This is a genomic window from bacterium (assembly GCA_022616075.1).
Lineage (GTDB): Bacteria > Acidobacteriota > HRBIN11 > JAKEFK01 > JAKEFK01 > JAKEFK01.
Genome location: JAKEFK010000017.1, coordinates 1 through 17,291, shown reverse-complemented (window position 1 = coordinate 17,291; position 17,291 = coordinate 1). Strand labels below are relative to the sequence as shown.

The window sequence follows — 17,291 nt, the reverse complement described above, 5'->3', positions numbered from 1 at the left end:
GTTCGCTCAGAACAACGGCAAATGCTCTGCCACTACTTCTCTCTATTTCTCGCGTAGCCTGTTGTAGATCGTGTTGCGGTTAACTCCAAGGATTTCCGCGGCCTTTCGATAATTATTATTTACTCGAGCGAGAACTTGTTTGATGTAGCGAATTTCGATATCTCTCAACGGGACCATCGTACCGCTTATTTCATCTGATGAGCTGGCGACAAGCCTTTTCTGAGTGGGCAAGAATTCCGATGTAATCGGTTTGTTTTGAGCAAGCAAAAAGGCTCTCTCCAGCACGTTTCGCATTTCGCGCAAATTGCCCGGCCAACTGTAGCTCTTGAGAGCTGTCTTTGCTTCTTCTGTGAGCACCGGAGGACGTTGTCCTTTTTGTTGAGACATTTGCGCTAGAAAAAATTCTGCAACGGGAACGATTTCCTCCTTACGTTCGCGCAGAGGTGGAAGCTCAAGCGGCATGATGTTGAGCCGGTAAAACAGGTCTTCCCGGAACTTCGCTTCTTTTACCATCTCTTGCAGGTCCCGATTCGTGGCCGTAACGAGCCGAATATCAGCGTGTCGTTCCTGAACCGAACCGAGCCGTCGAAATTTCTTTTCCTCCAAAACCTTAAGAACTTTTGCTTGAACACTCAGTTCCATTTCACTGATTTCATCAAGGAAAAGAGTTCCGCCGCTCGCGATTTCTATTAAACCGGCCTTGCTCTTGGCCGCGCCGGTGAACGCTCCTTGTTCATAGCCAAAAAGCTCAGACTCCAGCAGCTCTTTTGAGAGACCCGCACAGTTCACTTCGACAAACGCGTTTCCGCTTCGATCGCTTTGCTTGTGAATCCATTGCGCCCATTTTCCTTTCCCTGTCCCGGTCTCGCCTGTGATCAAGACGGTGATGGAATCTTTGCTTACCAGCCGTACAAGTTCATAAAATTTGAGCATTCTGCTACTGGATCCCACAAAATGATCATCTTCCCCTTTCTTGCTGAATTCTTTCAAAAAGTCCTCGCGTCTGAGGGAATGAATCTTGAGGCAATGCTCAATCAAAATCAAAAGAGCCTGGGAATCAATTGGTTTCGTCAGAAAATTTTCCGCGCCGAGCTTTAGGGCCTGAACAGCTTTTTCGATGGTTCCAAAAGCAGTAGCCATGATCACAACGACAAATTCATTCTCTCTTTTGATTTCTCTTAATACATCCACACCGTCCATGTCGGGTAAATTCATGTCAAGCAGAATCAAATCGGGAACGTCGGAACGGATGATGCTTAGCCCTTGCGCGCCGGTCTCCGCTTCAGCGCAGTAATACCCTTTTGACTGCAAGATGCTGGAAAAACCAAGGCGAATCGATTCTTCATCATCGATGATCAATATTTTTGCTTTCTGTTTCATGAACGAATCGGCAAACGAATTATGATTCCTGTGCCATCTCCTCTTTGAGATTCTATTTGAAACTCCCCTTGATGGAGCCGCACGATCCTGTCTGCAATCGTGAGTCCTAAACCGGCTTTTTTAGGACGGGTACTGAAGAACGGCTCGAGCACATGTTCCATGTCCTCTGCCAGAATGCCTTCCCCACTATCTTGAATGCGCACCTGAATCCGGTCTCCTAGATTCTCCGCTGTAACTCGAATCGCGCGGGACGACTTCGATTCCACTGCATTCTTCAGGACGGCAAGAAGAGCGCGGCGCATGCTCGACGTATCGACATACACGAAAGGTAATCCTGCCGGAATCTCCGCTTTAATCTCAGTTCCTGGCTGTTGCTGCTGGGTAATGCGAATCGATTCTTCGAGAACCGCTGAAACGGATTGGGGGCTTGCATGAAGTTCTACTGGTCGCGCCAGATCCAGAAGGTCTACGAGTAGCTGCTCAACTCTCAAACATTCCCGTTGAATCATTTCCAACAGTTTGACGCTGGCAGGATCCTCTTCAAAACGACAGCGTAAAGCCTCCGAAGAAGCAAGGATACCTTGAACCGGGTTCCTGATCTCGTGGGTCATCCCGCGAAGAAGAGGTTCGAGAAATTGATATCTATCTGCAGGCTCCATGTTCTGCAGGCTCCAATTTGGACTCCAATTATAGCATCCGGTACGAAAATTAAGCACCATGCTAATAAATTCAGCACAGGGGGTACGATCCGGACCAACATCATCGAGGGAAAACGATTTGGCATATCGCTTGCACAAAGGCTGTTCAGGAGAGTTGGAAAATGGAAGGAAGTTCTATCCCTGTCTTAGAATCGTCGAAGAATTTCGGCTCCGGTTTCGAGTCAAAACTGCAGGTTTTGATTGCGGAAAGCACTGCTCAAGATTCATCACTCGTTCTTCAATCCTTATCAGAATTGAAAGAATGCCTTTTCACCATTTGTAATGAGCAGGAAAACCTTTTGAAAATGGCGGCCGATGTTCATCCCGACCTACTTCTGATAAGTTATGACCTCATAAAATCAGATAGCATGAAAATCTTAAATGATTTGCGACATCTCGATCAGCAGGCTCACATCATCGTGCATCTTCCGCCTAGACTGGAAGAAACCATGAACGCCTTAATGATGTCGGGCGCGACGGAGTGCGTGTTTACAAATTCGGATGAACTCCAGGGAGTCGCCAGCTCGGTAAAGAAGGCTCTCATTGCAATCTCCGAAAAAGAATATTTTCGCAGTTCCGCGTCTGTGGATGTCTCTGCTGAAGAAATTCCCGAGATCGTATTTTCGCTGGATCTTGAGGGCAGATGCGTGTATGTGAATTCGGCGATCACTCCTCTACTGGGACATGAAAAGGAAGATCTCATCAATTTCAGTTTTTCTGACTTTATAGCAAACGCAGTGCATCGCGAAAAATTTGAAAGTTTTGTGAAACAAGCTTCCGAAAAGGTTTCCTTTAACGCTGTATTGACGCTTCGAACCAGCCTTGGAATCGAAGAAGACTTTCAGGTCTCCATGACGTTGATGGAAGGGGAGATTCTCTGTGGCACGGCGGGCAAAATCGGACTGGGTATCGTTGCAAAAGACTGGAAGTTTGAAAAATCAGTCGAGAGCAGCATGGTGGAAAAGGAGGAGGAATATGACGAAGAAACAGATTCCGATTCAGATATCCTTCCTTCCCGGCTCGGTCCATATCGCGTCCTTTCTCTACTTGGTGAAGGATCCATGGGGCGTGTCTTCAAGGGCTTTGACGAGCACCTGGAGCGCTATGTTGCGATCAAAATGATTAATCGATCGATGGCTGCAGAAATGGAGCACCTCGAAAGATTCAAAAGAGAAGCTCGTCTACTGGCAAGCATCAGTCATCCGAACATTGCTCTGATTTATTACTTTGATGTTTGCAACAATCTTCCCTTCTTTTGCATGGAATATTTGCCGGAAGGATCGCTCGATCTACTGCTAAAACAGAAAAAAGTTCTGGATCCGGAAACTAGCATCCTCTTTATGCAACAGGTGGCGGTGGGTTTAAAGAAGGCGCAGGAAAAAGGAATTGTACATCTGGATATCAAACCTTCCAACCTTATGGTGGCCGAAAAGAACAGGATCAAAATCGTGGATTTCGGGTTGGCATCAACCTATTGTGAGCTGCAGGAAAACTCCGATACGATCGTCGGCACACCGGCTTACCTTGCACCGGAACAGCTACACGACCGGGCCATCGATCATCGTTGCGACATCTATTCACTCGGGATTACGTTCTTTGAGCTGGTTTACGGGTGTTTGCCTTTCACTGGACAAACGGTCAAAGAGGTGTTTGCCAAAAAACTGAATGAGGAGATTCCGGGACCGGAAATGTTAAATGCTGCGGTTCCCATGAGTCTTTACAACCTGATCCGCAAGATGGTGGAAAGGGATCCAGACCGGCGGATCCAGCATTACTCCGAACTGATCGATCAACTGGAAGAGACGAAACGAAGCCTATCCCGATCGAGCACCGTCATTCCTTTTTCAAAACAGAAAGCAGTGCGAATGAGAGGAAACCTTTACGACACTTCCTTTGCAGAAGTTCTGGGAGAAATCTGGAAATCACAATTAACCGGTAGACTCACACTGAACTGGCTCGATTTAAGCAAAGTAATTCACTTTAAGTCAGGCACAATTACCGCCGTCCTGTCGAATCAGGAAGGAGAACGTTTCATCGATCTATTAATATCCGAAAAGCAAATAAAGCCGAATGCTGCATGGAAGATTCATACGGCGCGATCGGATTTGTTTACAAAGTTTTCGTCCGCAATGGAATTGGTGGGACAGGAGAATCACGAAAATCTGAATGTGGAGTTCGAGTGTCTGGCTTGGAAAATCCTGGAATCCCTTTTCTCCTGGGTCGCTGGCGATTTTATCGTGGAGGAAGGTGAATTTCCCGAGCAACCGAATATTCAAATTGCTGCTAGCGACGTAATCGCTCAGGGCGTTCGGCATCACACGGATTTCGGAGTCATTTCAAGGAAGGTTCTCCAGGGAAAGATCAAGATCGTCATGTCCAGGCAGTGCACGAGCAGACTGAGACTGGTCCGCTTGAGCGCCTCCGAGCGTTTTCTTTTAATGAAGACGGATGGGGGAATTACCTTTTCGGATTTGCACTCGCTGTCGAATCTACCGCGTGAGTTGTTCTGCAGGTTGATCTATCTCTTCCTGGCTCTGGATCTGGCTCAAATAGAACAATACGAGGAAGCTGCTTCACCAATCAACGAACCCAAGGTCGAAACAGCAAAGGCAACACCACCTCCTAATCAGCGCCCATCCCAGCCACCGCAACAATCTGTGCATCAACCCCAACAACAACCGGCGCAACCGGTAAAGGAACAGAAGAAACAAGATTCGGACCCCGGGGTAAAATCACCGCTGGCGCTCGCGGATCAAATGTGCAGGCAGGCCGCGGAAGAGTACGGTAAAGGAAACTTCTGGGCCGCTGTCCAGCATTGCAAAAAGGCACTCGAATATAAACAGGATTTCAGAATTCACCATCTCATGGGGAAAGCTCTAGCTAAGCACCAGGGGTTTAAGTATGACGCGATGAAAGCTCTGAAAGCCGCCCTAGATCTAAATCCAACCAACCTGGCGATCTTAAAAGATATGGCAGATTTATACCTGATATCGGACAACATAGCGTTGGCAGAATTCCACTATAAGAAGATTCTAGCTCTGAATCCTAGGGACAGGCATTCAGGAAAGAAATTACAGGAAATTGCACATCGAAATGATCCGTTAAAGGTTGTAGGACGCAAGCTAGGCAAGCTATTTGGAGGAAAAAAGAAATAAACCGCTATGTAATCTCCATGTTAAAATTATATGGATGAGACAGATGGGAACTTGAAGCGAGAGAGTGTCTGTCGGGGTACCGATGAATGACAGATCTTCATGCGTTGCTCGTCAATGAAGCGCCCTTTGCAATTGTGGCGTTTTCGATAGAAGGCACAATTCTATTCTGGAACAAAACAGCAGAAAATCTTTTCGGTTTCACCCCCGAAGAATCCACAGGTCAATCCGTGCACTCTTTGATTGTCCCACCCTCTCACCGGGAAGAAAGTCAAAAGGCCATCGAGGTTGCACTTCAACAGGGGAGGCTTCTCTACGAATGTATCAGACGAAATAAAGCAGGAGCAGAATTCCCTGTTGAGGTTCATCTGATCCCTCAGATGCACGACCAGAAGATCATAGTGCTGAGCACGGTTCGAATTCTCCCGGAGCAAAATCACCAGGAGGTTTTTCGCAGAAGAAGCCTTCAGGAAACCACTGAATTCCTGGCAAATATGTCCCATGAATTTCGCACACCTTTAAACTGCATTATCGGATTTACGGAATTGCTGCTTGACGACAAGCCCGGCTCCCTCAATACGAAGCAAAAGGAGTATTTGGAGGACGTTTTGGTCAGTGGGAAACAACTCCTGAATCTCCTCAACGCGGTGTTAGATCTCGCAAAAATTGATGCGGGAAAGGTTCCGATTGCGCCTGAAGAATTTGAGGTAAAGACTGCGATTCAGCAAGTCCTGTCGATTTTTGCGCCGGTTGCAGCCAGGAATAATGTAGAGATCATTTCCAACGTGGCGAAAGAATGTGGCCCAGTTAGGCTGGATCTGCTCAAATTCAAACAGGTGATTCATAACTTGCTTTCGCATGCAATCAAAACAGCAGATCCGGGCAGCCAAATTGAAATACTGATGAGAAAATCCGCTGATAAGAATCTGGAAATGGTGCTTACATTAGAGGGATTACAGAAAGGCGGTCTTGAAGCAGGAGGACTGGACCTGCTCATAACAAAGAAAATTCTTGAATTGCAGCAGGGTTCGCTTAGCGTTGAAAACGCATCCGGTTTTACAGTAAAGTGGCCGACCCGGTGGCCGGTGAGCTCATGAAAGCATTATGAAGATTTTGATTGTTGACGATGTTGCCGCCAATAGAAGACTGCTGCGCGCAATTCTGGAAAATCAATCGATCGATGTGATGGAAGCTGAAGATGGAATTGCGGCGCTGGAAAAGTTGGCTCAGACACGCTTCGATGTTGTGATCGCCGATATCCAGATGCCCCGTCTGGATGGATATCAATTGTGTTACCGTGTCCGAAAGGATCCGAAACTGAACACCATTCCGTTCATCATCTATACAAGCACGTACATCTCAGCAGGTGATCAAAAACTCGCTCTGGACCTGGGCGCTGACAAATTCATTACAAGGCCCAGTTCCGCACAAATCATCCTGGATGCGGTTTCAGAATTGCTTACCGATTCGAAATACCGAAAACCTCGTCCAAATCCGCCCGCCGAGCTGGAAGCAATGAAGCGTTATACAGAACAGGTGGTGGCCAAATTGGAGCAGAAGAATCTTCAGCTTGGTGAAGTCAAGGAAAAATTACTGGAACAAATTGACACAACCCGCGCGGCGCAGGACCGTCTAAAACACGTTCTTTTCATGAGCCCTTCCATCATTTATGTTCTGCGAGCTGAAAAGGGTTCCTTCGTTCCGGTCTGGATTAGCGACAACATCCGGCGAGTTTTCGGCTATTCGCCGAAAGACGCGTTGAGCCCTGAATGGTGGAATGAAAGAGTTCATCCGGAAGATCGTCTCCGGAATTCCGGCCAGCCACTCAAAGATCAGACTCACAGTACACGGGAATATCGAATTCGCCACAAGAATGGCACTTATCGCTGGATCCTGGACGAACAGCGGATCATTCATGATGTCACCCTCCATAAGACAGAGATCATCGGCTCGTGGCTCGACATCACGGAAACAAAATTGGCGGAAGAAGCAATTCGTCAATCAGAGGAACGTTATGGACGTCTCGTGGAAGAATCGGAACAGGCGATATTTCTCACAACCCACGATGGAAAATTTGTCGACTTCAACCCTGCCACTTCAAAACTCTTCGGTTACAGCAGAGAAGAGCTTTTCAAGGTCATCATTGATCAGGACATATATTTTGATCAGGAAGAAGGAACACGATACTTGCAGGTTTTAATGGAGCACGGGCACGCGAGAGATTACGAACTGGCGGTAAGAACTAAAAAGGGAGAGAAGAGAATCATCCTTGTCAATTCCACAGTCGACCGGGATTTGCACGGAAACATTTCAACTTTCCGAACCATCGCTCTAGATATTACAGACAGGCGGCTTGTCGAAGAGCAAATGGCAGTACAACTCGCGGTCACCCGCGTTTTGGCTGAGTCAGCATCGATCGACGAAGCAATCACGCGCATCCTGCAGGCAATTTGTGAGACATTGCATTGGGATTTTGGAGCATTCTGGGCAGTAGATGCAAAAGCAAAAGTGCTTCATTGCTCCAATCTCTGGCACACTCAACGGGTGTCTCTGGAAGAATATGCAGGGAATCTCCATGAATTTACATTTGAATTCGGCAAAGGGCTTCCCGGTCAGGTGTGGGCCACGGGTCGCCCTGTTCATGTTGAGGAGCAGGAAATCTGGAAAGAGCCTTTGCGCGAACGCATCATCGAAAGGGCCGGATTCAAATCTGCTTTTTACTCACCCATAAAAAATGAAAGAGAGGTTATGGGTGTCATGGAATTTTTCAGTGTAACTTCACAGACTCTGGAACTGGGATTGCTGGATATGGCCGGCTCGCTGGGAAGTCAGATTGGACAATATCTGGAACGTAAAAAAGTTGAACAGGCAAAGACAGAGCTGGAAAAACGTCTGCTTCAATCTCAAAAAATAGAAGCGATTGGTCAACTTGCCGGTGGAGTTGCTCATGACTTTAACAATGTTTTAATGGCGGTGATGAGCTATGGCGCTTTGATCCAGATGAATGTTACAGAAAGCCATCCGGTAAAAAACTACAGTCTTGAAATTCAAAAGGCTGCCGAACGGGGAGCGAACTTGACGCGTCAGCTTCTCGCTTTTAGCCGTAAACAGGTTCTGACGCCGAAAACTCTCGATCTCAATCATGCGATTTCCAGAATGGAAGACATGCTGCAACGACTCATCGGCGAACACATTGAATTCAAATCCATCTACGCGCCGGATCTGGGTCTGGTTCAGGCGGATCCGGGCCAGATCGAACAGGTCTTAATGAACCTTACCGTAAATGCGCGTGACGCAATGCCACATGGCGGAAAACTCGTGATTGAAACAAAAAATCTAGAAATAGATGAAGCCAGCTCCTCTACTTACCTCGATCTTACACCCGGAAGATACGTAATGTTCTCTGTCACTGACACCGGCATCGGCATGGATAAATCAACACAGGCAAGGATTTTTGAGCCGTTTTTTACAACCAAGGAAGAAGAAAAAGGGACCGGGCTTGGTCTGGCAACTGTTTACGGCATCGTCAAACAAAGTGAAGGCCATATTGAAGTTTACAGTTTTCCAGGAGTTGGTACGACCTTCAAGATTTATTTGCCTCAGATCAAAGAGGAAACCAAAGACGAACCGATTCGCAGACAAGAACCCAAAAAAATGGGTGGAAAAGGGGAAGTGATTTTATTGGTCGATGACAACGCATCCGTTCGCTCCGCCGTTGCTTCCTATCTGGGCAGCATGGGATACCGTGTGCTGGTTGCTGGCAATGGCAGACAAGCGCTCAAAATTGCAAGTAGTGCGCCAGCCATTGACCTGTTGGTCACCGACATGGTTATGCCCGAAATGAGCGGGATACAACTTGTGGAAGAACTGCAGAAAACTCAACAGGATTTGAAAATACTGTACATGTCCGGTTTTTCAGAAGAAGTGATGAAGAATCATTCAGGACTTCGCGCCGGTTCGATATTTGTTCAAAAACCAACATCCATGCAATCTTTACTAATTTCTATTCGAGAACTTTTAACAAAGTAGCGCGGGCGTCCCGCCGGCGGAAACTTACGCAGACGTGACGTCCGCGCTACTTTGTTTACTGTCTCGAATTTGTGAATCGCAACAAAAATTGTCTTGCGGCTATGCCAGTCTTTGTAGCGGATTCAATCGCCTTTCCTCGATGGCTTATCTGGTATGCGTTTTGCAGTTATGGTTGGAATACAGGGGAGGTTTGTGATTTATGAAGTCTGTAAATGTTTATTGCGACCTGTGCAGTAGCAAGGCCGAGAGGGAGTTCGAAGTTAACGGGCGCAAAATCGCTGTGTGTAGCCCTGGTTGCTATTCAAAATTTTGGTCGCGAGAATACGATGATTGGAGAACGAGCCGCTACAACTTACAAGTCAAATTTGAAGATACAGATCTGGCTACGGAAATCGAAAGAAAACTCGAAGTAGTAATGAAACGTTCAGCAGGCTAAAACGGAACGCGAGTAAGCTAAGTTGTTCGAGCTATCAATTGGACATTCGGGCGCAAATAATTTCTCCAACGCACCCCTTAAGGGCAGGTCGCAAATGCCGCAGTATCTTGAATCGGTACAAATGCTTTATAGGTTCTCACATCACCGCTTTCGAAATCCCTTACGTTGACATCAACTCCTGGATTTGGAACAACAGGGAAAATGTCTATCCAATAGTGGCCATTTGTACGGCAGCCGTTAATCGTTCTCACGATCAAATCTGCCGTGTTCTGATTTGTAAAAGAAAATCGGGCCTCATTCTTTGTGAACGATATAACGCTCGCACTGTCTCCTGAATCAGAAATGACTTCAACACCAAATCGGTTTTTAGCCTTCTTTCCACCATCCAGGCAAGCGTTCGTATTGCTATCGGAACAAGGGATGCGGTCCCTTGCTGAACACTCGAATTTCAAAGTTGTAATGTCCTTGGTTCCTTTTGGTATGACTTGCATCGAAAAGAAGTAGAAATCGGATTGTGGAAGATTATCGAGCGGGTATGTAAAAACCGCCGACCCGTTGACATCGGTTTTGCGGGTTCGTGTAGAAAGCGTCTGCAGCTGGTTTCCATCGGAATCAAAGACAATTCCATTCACCGTAGCAGGTACGCCTTTTTGTCCCACTCCGGTATCCCAGGCATCGAATACACACCGGAGATCCTGTTTTCCGACATCCGTCGCAGGATGAGCGAAGAGCAATGGGAGAGTGCCAAAATCTCCTGATTTAATCGGCGAATCAACATTCTTCATTCTCTTAGCGCACGACGAGGCGAAGTCAAGGCCTCCACCTGCGGCAGTCAAAGGGAAAAGCACGGCGATCAGCCAAATGAATGAATCTTTTAGAAAGGTCTTGCACATGATGAACCTCCGCTCTTGCCATTTGTTTTTGTTCAATGAATAAAGACGTACAGATGGGAAAAAGTTAGTGGCGTAAAAACAGGGTGAACATGCAGCGTCGGAAACACAGGAACAGGGGAAGACCGTTTTCGTTGAGGGCGACGATGAGGAGTTGTGGCCTATTCCCAATCGTAATTAAAAAAACTAGGATGCCCACATTCGATTAGCAAGACGTCGTACAGAATATGACTTCAGAATAGGACGCTGCATTATGGCCTAATTTTGTTTTGCTAAATAGATATATGTTCGTGAGGAGAATTGTATTCTTACGGACTTTCAGCCTTGCGATCGCAGTGTCCCTCCTGATTCTTTGCAATACCGGTCAGTCCCTGGAAGCCTCTGCAATTCAACCGCTGCTCAACAAGAACAAGTTGGACTCAAACGATGTGGGAATCATGATCATGGAGGACGGTAAAGAGCTGTTCTCATTGAATGCATCCAGGAAATTCAAACCTGCCTCCTTATCGAAAATGATTACAGGCGCGGCGGTTCTTGAACTTCTAGGGCCGGGTTATCAGTTTAAGACCCAGTTGCTTTTCGACGGCAGCATTGTGGATCATACAGTGAGAGGTTCGGTCTATCTGCTCGGCGGCGGTGATCCATCCTTCCATTCCGGGAGACTTTCCTCTCTTATTGCTGGATTGAAGAAACAAAAAATTGAGAAGATCGAAGGAGATTTGATCGTTGATGATTCACGTTTCCGCGACGTCGTAACTCCTTACTGGATGGCTCAGACCGGAACCATCAATCCGGATCATTTTCCCTTGTTTCTTCGTTTTGATCCTCCTTCGGGCCTGGCTCCCTTTTCCCCGGACTGGCAGAAAGCAGAACGCTTACATCGTAAAGCGATCAATCTGGAGGGTCGCTTCGTTGTGTATCAGAACATGATCGAGCCAAGTCTCTGGACCGGCTATCAATTCTTACAAATGATCCGAAAGGCCGGCATTCATTTAAACGGAAAAGTGATGCGTGGGAAAACCTCACGCAGTTCGAAAGTCCTGGCAGAAATATCGAATCCGCTGACGAAGGTTGTTTCACACATGATGAAAACGTCCAACAATTTCTATGCCGACATGCTCGTCAGAAATATTTCGGTTGCCTTTGGCGAAAGGCCGGGGAATTTTGGCACCGGAGTGGATTTTGTGACTTTCTATCTGGATCATGTGAAGGTTCCCCGCTCAGACTATTCACTCAACAGTGGTTCCGGATTTTCCCATCAAAATATGATCACTCCGCTCGCGCTCACAAAACTGCTCAATCATTTAAAAAATGAAAGGACCATCTCTCCCCATTTCTTTTCTTCGCTTCCTGTAGCAGGCGTGGATGGAACTCTGGCCGGACGAATGAGAAAGACAGGGGCGAAAGGCCGCGTGCACGCGAAAACCGGATACCTGCGTCCGGTTTCAATCGGAACATTTCATCTGGATGGAGTCGTAGGACTTGCCGGATTTGGGGTGCGTCCGAATGGAAAGAATCTTACTTTCGTTTTCCTGTACAACGGAAATCGCGCCCCTGATGTTGTCCGAAGCACTTTTGACAAAATCTGTGTGGATTTAATCGGACCGATTAACGCAAAGGCGCAAAAACGCAAAAGGTAAAACTTACTTCCTCCAGGCTTTGTGTTCTGCGTGATTGCAACCGGGATCATGTTCGCAGCAACAACCGCCCGAGCCAAGATTCTCAAAGGCAGGTTCTTCTAAGATTTCACGCGCGCGAACCTGATCCGGAATAATTTCCAATGCTTTTAAACAGTGCGTCCTTGCGCGCAAGAACAAGCCTTGAGACACATAAAAATCGGCGAGATCTGCATGGAGTTCATCGTTCAAGGGATCGAGTCTAATCGCGCGATGGAAACTGTCTTCTGCTTTGTGCCGGAAACGCGGATGTTGCGCGTAAGAAAGTCCCATCAACCAGTAATATCGTCCTTCCTCATGCAATCCGAGCGCCTGTTCGCAAAGGTGAGAAGCTTCCCAAAACTTGCCTGCCTTATAGGACTGTTTCGCCATGTCAAAACGTTTTTCTGCTTCCTGATCCAATCTTTCACGGTCCGCTTTTTTGGCTGTTCTCTGTACCTCCATGCGAATGGAATCAGACCGCCGGATAGCATCGGAACCACGGATGTCTTCCCGCTGTCCCTCCAGATGAAAATCCTCCTCCAGTGTTGGATCCGGAACTGGTTGCACCACGGGAGTGGGGTTCACCACGACTGTCGCCGGAGATGGCGTTGAATCTGGTGACTTCAACTCTAACGCGCCAATCTGTTTTAGCAAGTACAAAAACCGGATCCCTTTTTCGGACGAACTACCGGGCGTCACGCGCAAGGAACCGGTAAAGATTCCATCCTGAGAAACCTGAACAAGCAGATTCTCTTCATCGGAAAGTTGTAGTCCGGTTACGAGATGATCGAACAAACCGGTACGATTCAGATAGGATTCCGATTTTATTTCACTCAAAACATCTTTCAAATCCACGGTATATCTAGCCGCTTTCAGCAAGAAACCGCTCAAACGCAAAGTGCACAAGGGTTCTCCATCAATATCTGCGCTGATAAACTCGGCATCTGCTGAAGGCTTTTTCAGTAATTCGGAAAGAACCCGGTTGGCCAGTTCCTGATAGCGATACCGCAGGTCCTCCAGTTTTACGAAACCTTTGGAAACAATTCGACTGAGGGCTCGCTGAAGTGGCTCCTGATCTGAAGGTTGGTTCTTCGGATCAATTTCCTTTTTTTCAATGAGCCATGCAAAAATACCCTCTTCCGGCATGCTCGATTCAAAGTAAATGATATCCCTGTTCCTCAGGTAGAAAGTCCGGCGGACTCCACTGTCCATTACAGTCAATGCGCCGTTGGTGGACGAAGCGTAAAGGGCGCACAAAAGTTTGAACAGTTTCTGATTCTTGATCACTGAACCGGCATGATTGTTAATCGCTGGAACTTTGACGGATGGAGCGGAGCGAACAAACAAGAGTCTGAGATCTTGCAGCAGTGACTCATAGTCCTGATAACGCTTGTCAGGATTATTCTCCGTCATTTTTGAAACAATCTTCAGCACTTCATCCATGTATTCGATTTCGATTGTTTCTTCGTTACCTGCTAATTTTTCTCCCTCATAGCGAAAAGGGGTAACGCTGAACAACAGGAAATAAAGAATGAGGCCAAGAGAATAGATATCGGCGCGGTGATCGACAGACCCGGAGCCTGTCATTTCCGGCGCAAGAAAACGCGCGGCCCCCAAGTATAAAGGCAAATTCGTCGAACCGTAAAGGGCCCTGACAGCCGCAGCAAAGCCGATTTCAGCTATTTTGATCTGTTTGCCGGGAAACATCAGGATACTGTTGAGCCTTAAATTGCCGTGAAAAATTCTGATTTCAGAAGCGGATTGCAGCGTCTCCGCACATTTTATGATCACTTCCAGCGCTTCGGAAAGTGTGAACTTTCCGCTCTGAACAATCTCCAGAGATAGCCATCCGGACGGCGCCCACTCTGATGCCACAAAATAAGCGTCATTTGACGATCCAATCTCGTAGAGCTCAGCAATGCCGGGATCATTTAACGAAGCGGCCGCCTGCATCTGGATACGCAAGACGTCAATGAAAGAGGAATTGCGTGTCAGCTCGGACGATAATACTTTTAAACAAACGTCTCTTCCCGAATCCTCTGCCTTCGCTTTAAAGACGCGCCCGGTCTTGTCTTCATCGACAAGCGCTTCTATCTGATAAACCCCAAACCTTTCATTTGCTTTGGGGAACTTGGAAGCTCCTAACGAGTCTCTGGCTTTTTCGACCACACCTACACCGTTTTATTCATTCTAATATCGTTGAGGTGCAATTTTCAAAGGGAACAGTATCACCGCAGAGACGCTGAGGCGCAGAGTTCAGAGGAGCTTTATCTTTTCTCAGCGTCTCCGCGTCTCAGCGGTGTTGCTACGGTTCATTCCAGGGGTTCCCTGACAAGCTCCACACAGATCTTATCGAAGATGGCTCTGACAACGGAAGGTGGCCGTCTCCCGTTGTAGAGAAAAACAAACGTAACAACCTTGCCATCCGAGGAATCGGCAAAGCCACCTAATGCCACAACTCCATCCACTTTTCGAAATCTTGTAATGATTCGAGCAAGATAACCGGTCTTCGCGTGAATCTTACCTTGTGCCGGAGTTCTTCTCATACGCGTACTCAATGTCCCGTCAACTCCTGCAACCGGCAGAGAAGATAAGAAGGTGGAAGAAATCGACGCTTCCCCTTTCAGGTGGTTCAATATTTTGCATAGCGCTCCGGCGGAAATAAAGTTGCTGTGCGTGAAGCCGGCGCCGCTGCTCAACAAATACTCGTCTCGTGGAATCCCGACATGATCCAAAAAGGAATAAATAAACTCCATTCCTGCCCGCACCGTCGCCGGTTTCTCGCCAGCTTCTGCCGCAAGGTTTCTGATCATCATATCCGCGTAGAAATTATTGGAGGATTTCATCATCTCTTGAATAACGTTGGTGATCGGATTCGATACAGTTGCAAGGAGAAGCGCCTCAGGGGGAACTTCTCCTCTGATTACTTTCCCTTTCACTCGAATCCCAGCCCGTTTCAAAAGATTCAAAAAACGTTGACCGGTCCACAGATCAGGTTGTGCCATATTCTGATAAGTAACGTAATTCTGATTCAAATACAGCAACCTGCGCAATCTTCGTTCTGCTTTCAACCACTGTCGTGAAAGCGGTACAAGCTTGGAAGGCGGATCTAAGCTAATAAACAGAGGATAGTTTCCACTACTGTTGAGGGAAGCGAGCCAGGATCTGGAATCCCTGGCACGAATATCCGAATAAAGGGAATCATCGATCACAATATTTCCCGTGATGAGCCGGATGTTCCTTTTCTGAAGAGCGCCGAGAAACGTATCGAGCTTCTCTTTGCTAAAAGCCGGATCACCTGCGGCCCGAAGATAAAGCGAGCCACCCAAAGTATGATTCTCGATAGTTCCATCGCTCAACATTTCCGTTTTGAATTCAAAGTCCGGCCCAAGATGCTCCAGGGCTGCTCCGGCCGTGAGTATTTTTGTCAAGGAAGCAGGTTTTAGTTTTTTCGTTTCATTCAGCGCAAACAGCTTTCCGTTTTCATCTTCAATGATGATTCCAAGCTCATCGGGGTTCAGGCGATGCGCATATACAATTTCTTGCAAGCGCGCGGAATCAATTCCCCAGGCAGGACAGGAAAATGCAAATAAGACCAGCGTAAGAATTCCCACCAACCGGCCTAACAGCATCATCTCCTTTACTAATAGAAGAATAGCCGCCATTTGAAAAACCGGCAACAGAAAAGTTGTAACATCACCCATGACAGACGGAGTGAAAACGGCTAAATCGCGACTTATTATGCGTTTATGAAAACAGTGGAGTTGAAAATGAGAAGATTAACAGTGAAAAAGCTTTTTATCCTTTTTATTATTCCGGCATTAATCATCGGAATATGGACGTTCGGCACGGTCAATGCGCAAGCTGACAGGATCTGTGTTTGCCATGTAGAAGATAAAGATTCCGGTGACGGCCACGTTATCGAAGTGGACAACAATTCATTGAAAGGCCATCTGAATCATGGTGATGTTCAATGTAGCGTTGATTGCGAAACGGTCGTGGGAGACCTGTCTTTCGCATGGGGACGCTATTCTGTTACGCTGGTTCCAAAAGCCGGCGGAGAGCCAATCCAAATGGAAGGGCGCTTCAGTGATACGTCCCGTAAGATTAACGGGAAATGGCTCTATATCGTAGACCATGCATCTATGAATCCGCCGCCACCACCACCTGCTAAATAGATTGTCGACTGGATACAGGATTCTTCAGAGCCGTACCTTCGGCGATTTAACGATCCACGCAACTGAATATTTTGCCGGAGGACTCACCAGTGCTCACTCGCACGAAAACGCACGAATCGTCCTCGTTTTGCGCGGCCGATTTCAGGAGCATTTCGGGTTGAAGTCGCGTGAATGTTTCGCGAGCAGTCTGATTTACAGACCGGCTGGAGAAACTCATCGCGAAAGATTTCTTTCTAAAAAAAGTTTGTGCCTGAGTCTCGATTTGGGACCGCAGTGGATGGCACGGTTTCGCCCGCGTTTGGCTGTCCAAAATCCATTTTATTTTCAGACTCCGCACCTCATTCCGATCAGCGCCAGGCTAGCTGGAGAATTGCAAAGTCCGGATTCTTTTTCAGAGCTCGTGGTGGAATCACTCTTGACGGAAATGCTCGCGCTCACAGCCCGAAGTCAATTTCACCTGGAGCATCCTTATCCCGTTTGGCTAAAGCGCGTTTTGGAATTGCTGATGTCAACTCCACAGCCTTTGAGGATCTGGGAGTTGGCCAAGGAAGCTGGAGTCCATCCTGTACATCTTGCGCGTGTGTTCCGCAGGTATCACGGATGCACCGTAGGAGATTATGTCAGGCTTGTTCGCATTCAACAGGCGCAGCAGGATCTACTCGAAACAAACGAGCCAATTGCTGAAATCGCGATCAAGAACGGCTTCGCCGACCAGAGCCACTTTACTCGAAGCTTTAAACAAGTGACGGGCCGAACACCGGCCCGCTATCGATCAAATCACTTCTAAATCCCTGAAGAAGGTTTCATTCGTTCAATACAATCTTCCGCTCTTTCAGTAAAATCCCGGACTATGAGAAAAATGATTCCCCT

The 17,291-nt window shown here is 47.3% G+C and carries 12 protein-coding genes; 7 read left to right on the top strand and 5 right to left on the bottom strand.

Annotated elements, in window-relative coordinates; genetic code table 11:
• Window positions 1–42 precede the first annotated feature (42 nt).
• Both L0156_01345 and L0156_01340 read right to left on the bottom strand, forming a co-directional pair.
• Window positions 43–1,380, bottom strand: coding sequence for a sigma-54 dependent transcriptional regulator (locus L0156_01345; GenBank protein ID MCI0601638.1), 1,338 nt, complete (start codon window positions 1,378–1,380; stop codon window positions 43–45).
• Window positions 1,377–2,039, bottom strand: a complete 663-nt coding sequence (locus tag L0156_01340) for an ATP-binding protein (protein MCI0601637.1) — start codon at window positions 2,037–2,039, stop codon at window positions 1,377–1,379. The genes L0156_01345 and L0156_01340 overlap by 4 nt, the downstream gene beginning before the upstream one ends.
• 161 nt (window positions 2,040–2,200) lie before the next feature.
• Here L0156_01340 and L0156_01335 point away from each other — a divergent pair, with 161 nt between their 5' ends.
• The 4 genes from L0156_01335 to L0156_01320 all read left to right on the top strand — a co-directional run bounded on the left by L0156_01335 (window position 2,201) and on the right by L0156_01320 (window position 9,695).
• The gene (locus L0156_01335; GenBank protein ID MCI0601636.1) at window positions 2,201–5,233 is read left to right on the top strand and encodes a protein kinase; all 3,033 of its coding nucleotides are present in this window, start codon (window positions 2,201–2,203) and stop codon (window positions 5,231–5,233) included.
• Window positions 5,234–5,319: 86 nt separating this feature from the next.
• On the top strand, window positions 5,320–6,327 hold the full coding sequence (locus L0156_01330; protein MCI0601635.1) for a PAS domain-containing sensor histidine kinase: 1,008 nt from the start codon (window positions 5,320–5,322) through the stop codon (window positions 6,325–6,327).
• A gap of 7 nt (window positions 6,328–6,334) precedes the next feature.
• Window positions 6,335–9,259 (top strand): response regulator, encoded by a 2,925-nt coding sequence (locus L0156_01325; GenBank protein ID MCI0601634.1) that lies wholly within the window; start codon window positions 6,335–6,337, stop codon window positions 9,257–9,259.
• Window positions 9,260–9,458: 199 nt separating this feature from the next.
• Entirely contained in the window at window positions 9,459–9,695 is a 237-nt protein-coding gene (locus L0156_01320) for a hypothetical protein (protein ID MCI0601633.1), read from the top strand.
• Window positions 9,696–9,772: 77 nt separating this feature from the next.
• On the opposite strand, the gene L0156_01315 is transcribed toward L0156_01320, so the two are convergent.
• Window positions 9,773–10,480 carry a hypothetical protein gene (locus L0156_01315; protein ID MCI0601632.1) on the bottom strand — a complete coding sequence of 236 codons (708 nt, stop codon included), beginning with the start codon at window positions 10,478–10,480 and terminating at the stop codon, window positions 9,773–9,775.
• Between the two features lie 395 nt (window positions 10,481–10,875).
• On the opposite strand from L0156_01315, the gene dacB (L0156_01310) reads away from it, so the two are divergent.
• Window positions 10,876–12,225 (top strand): D-alanyl-D-alanine carboxypeptidase/D-alanyl-D-alanine-endopeptidase, encoded by a 1,350-nt coding sequence (gene dacB / locus L0156_01310; GenBank protein ID MCI0601631.1) that lies wholly within the window; start codon window positions 10,876–10,878, stop codon window positions 12,223–12,225.
• 3 nt (window positions 12,226–12,228) lie between these two features.
• Here dacB (L0156_01310) and L0156_01305 read toward each other — a convergent pair whose 3' ends face one another.
• Together L0156_01305 and dacB (L0156_01300) are read right to left on the bottom strand one after the other, a co-directional pair.
• Window positions 12,229–14,412: a protein kinase gene (locus L0156_01305; GenBank protein MCI0601630.1), complete on the bottom strand. Its 2,184-nt coding sequence runs from the start codon at window positions 14,410–14,412 to the stop codon at window positions 12,229–12,231.
• Between the two features lie 143 nt (window positions 14,413–14,555).
• Window positions 14,556–15,947, bottom strand: coding sequence for a D-alanyl-D-alanine carboxypeptidase/D-alanyl-D-alanine-endopeptidase (gene dacB, locus L0156_01300; GenBank protein ID MCI0601629.1), 1,392 nt, complete (start codon window positions 15,945–15,947; stop codon window positions 14,556–14,558).
• A gap of 66 nt (window positions 15,948–16,013) precedes the next feature.
• Between dacB (L0156_01300) and L0156_01295 the strand changes: the two genes are divergently transcribed.
• Together L0156_01295 and L0156_01290 are read left to right on the top strand one after the other, a co-directional pair.
• A complete protein-coding gene (locus L0156_01295) occupies window positions 16,014–16,421 on the top strand; it encodes a nuclear transport factor 2 family protein (GenBank protein MCI0601628.1) in 408 nt (135 codons plus the stop codon).
• A 1-nt stretch (window position 16,422) separates the two neighbouring features.
• On the top strand, window positions 16,423–17,208 hold the full coding sequence (locus L0156_01290; protein MCI0601627.1) for an AraC family transcriptional regulator: 786 nt from the start codon (window positions 16,423–16,425) through the stop codon (window positions 17,206–17,208).
• The last annotated feature ends 83 nt before the right edge of the window (window positions 17,209–17,291 follow it).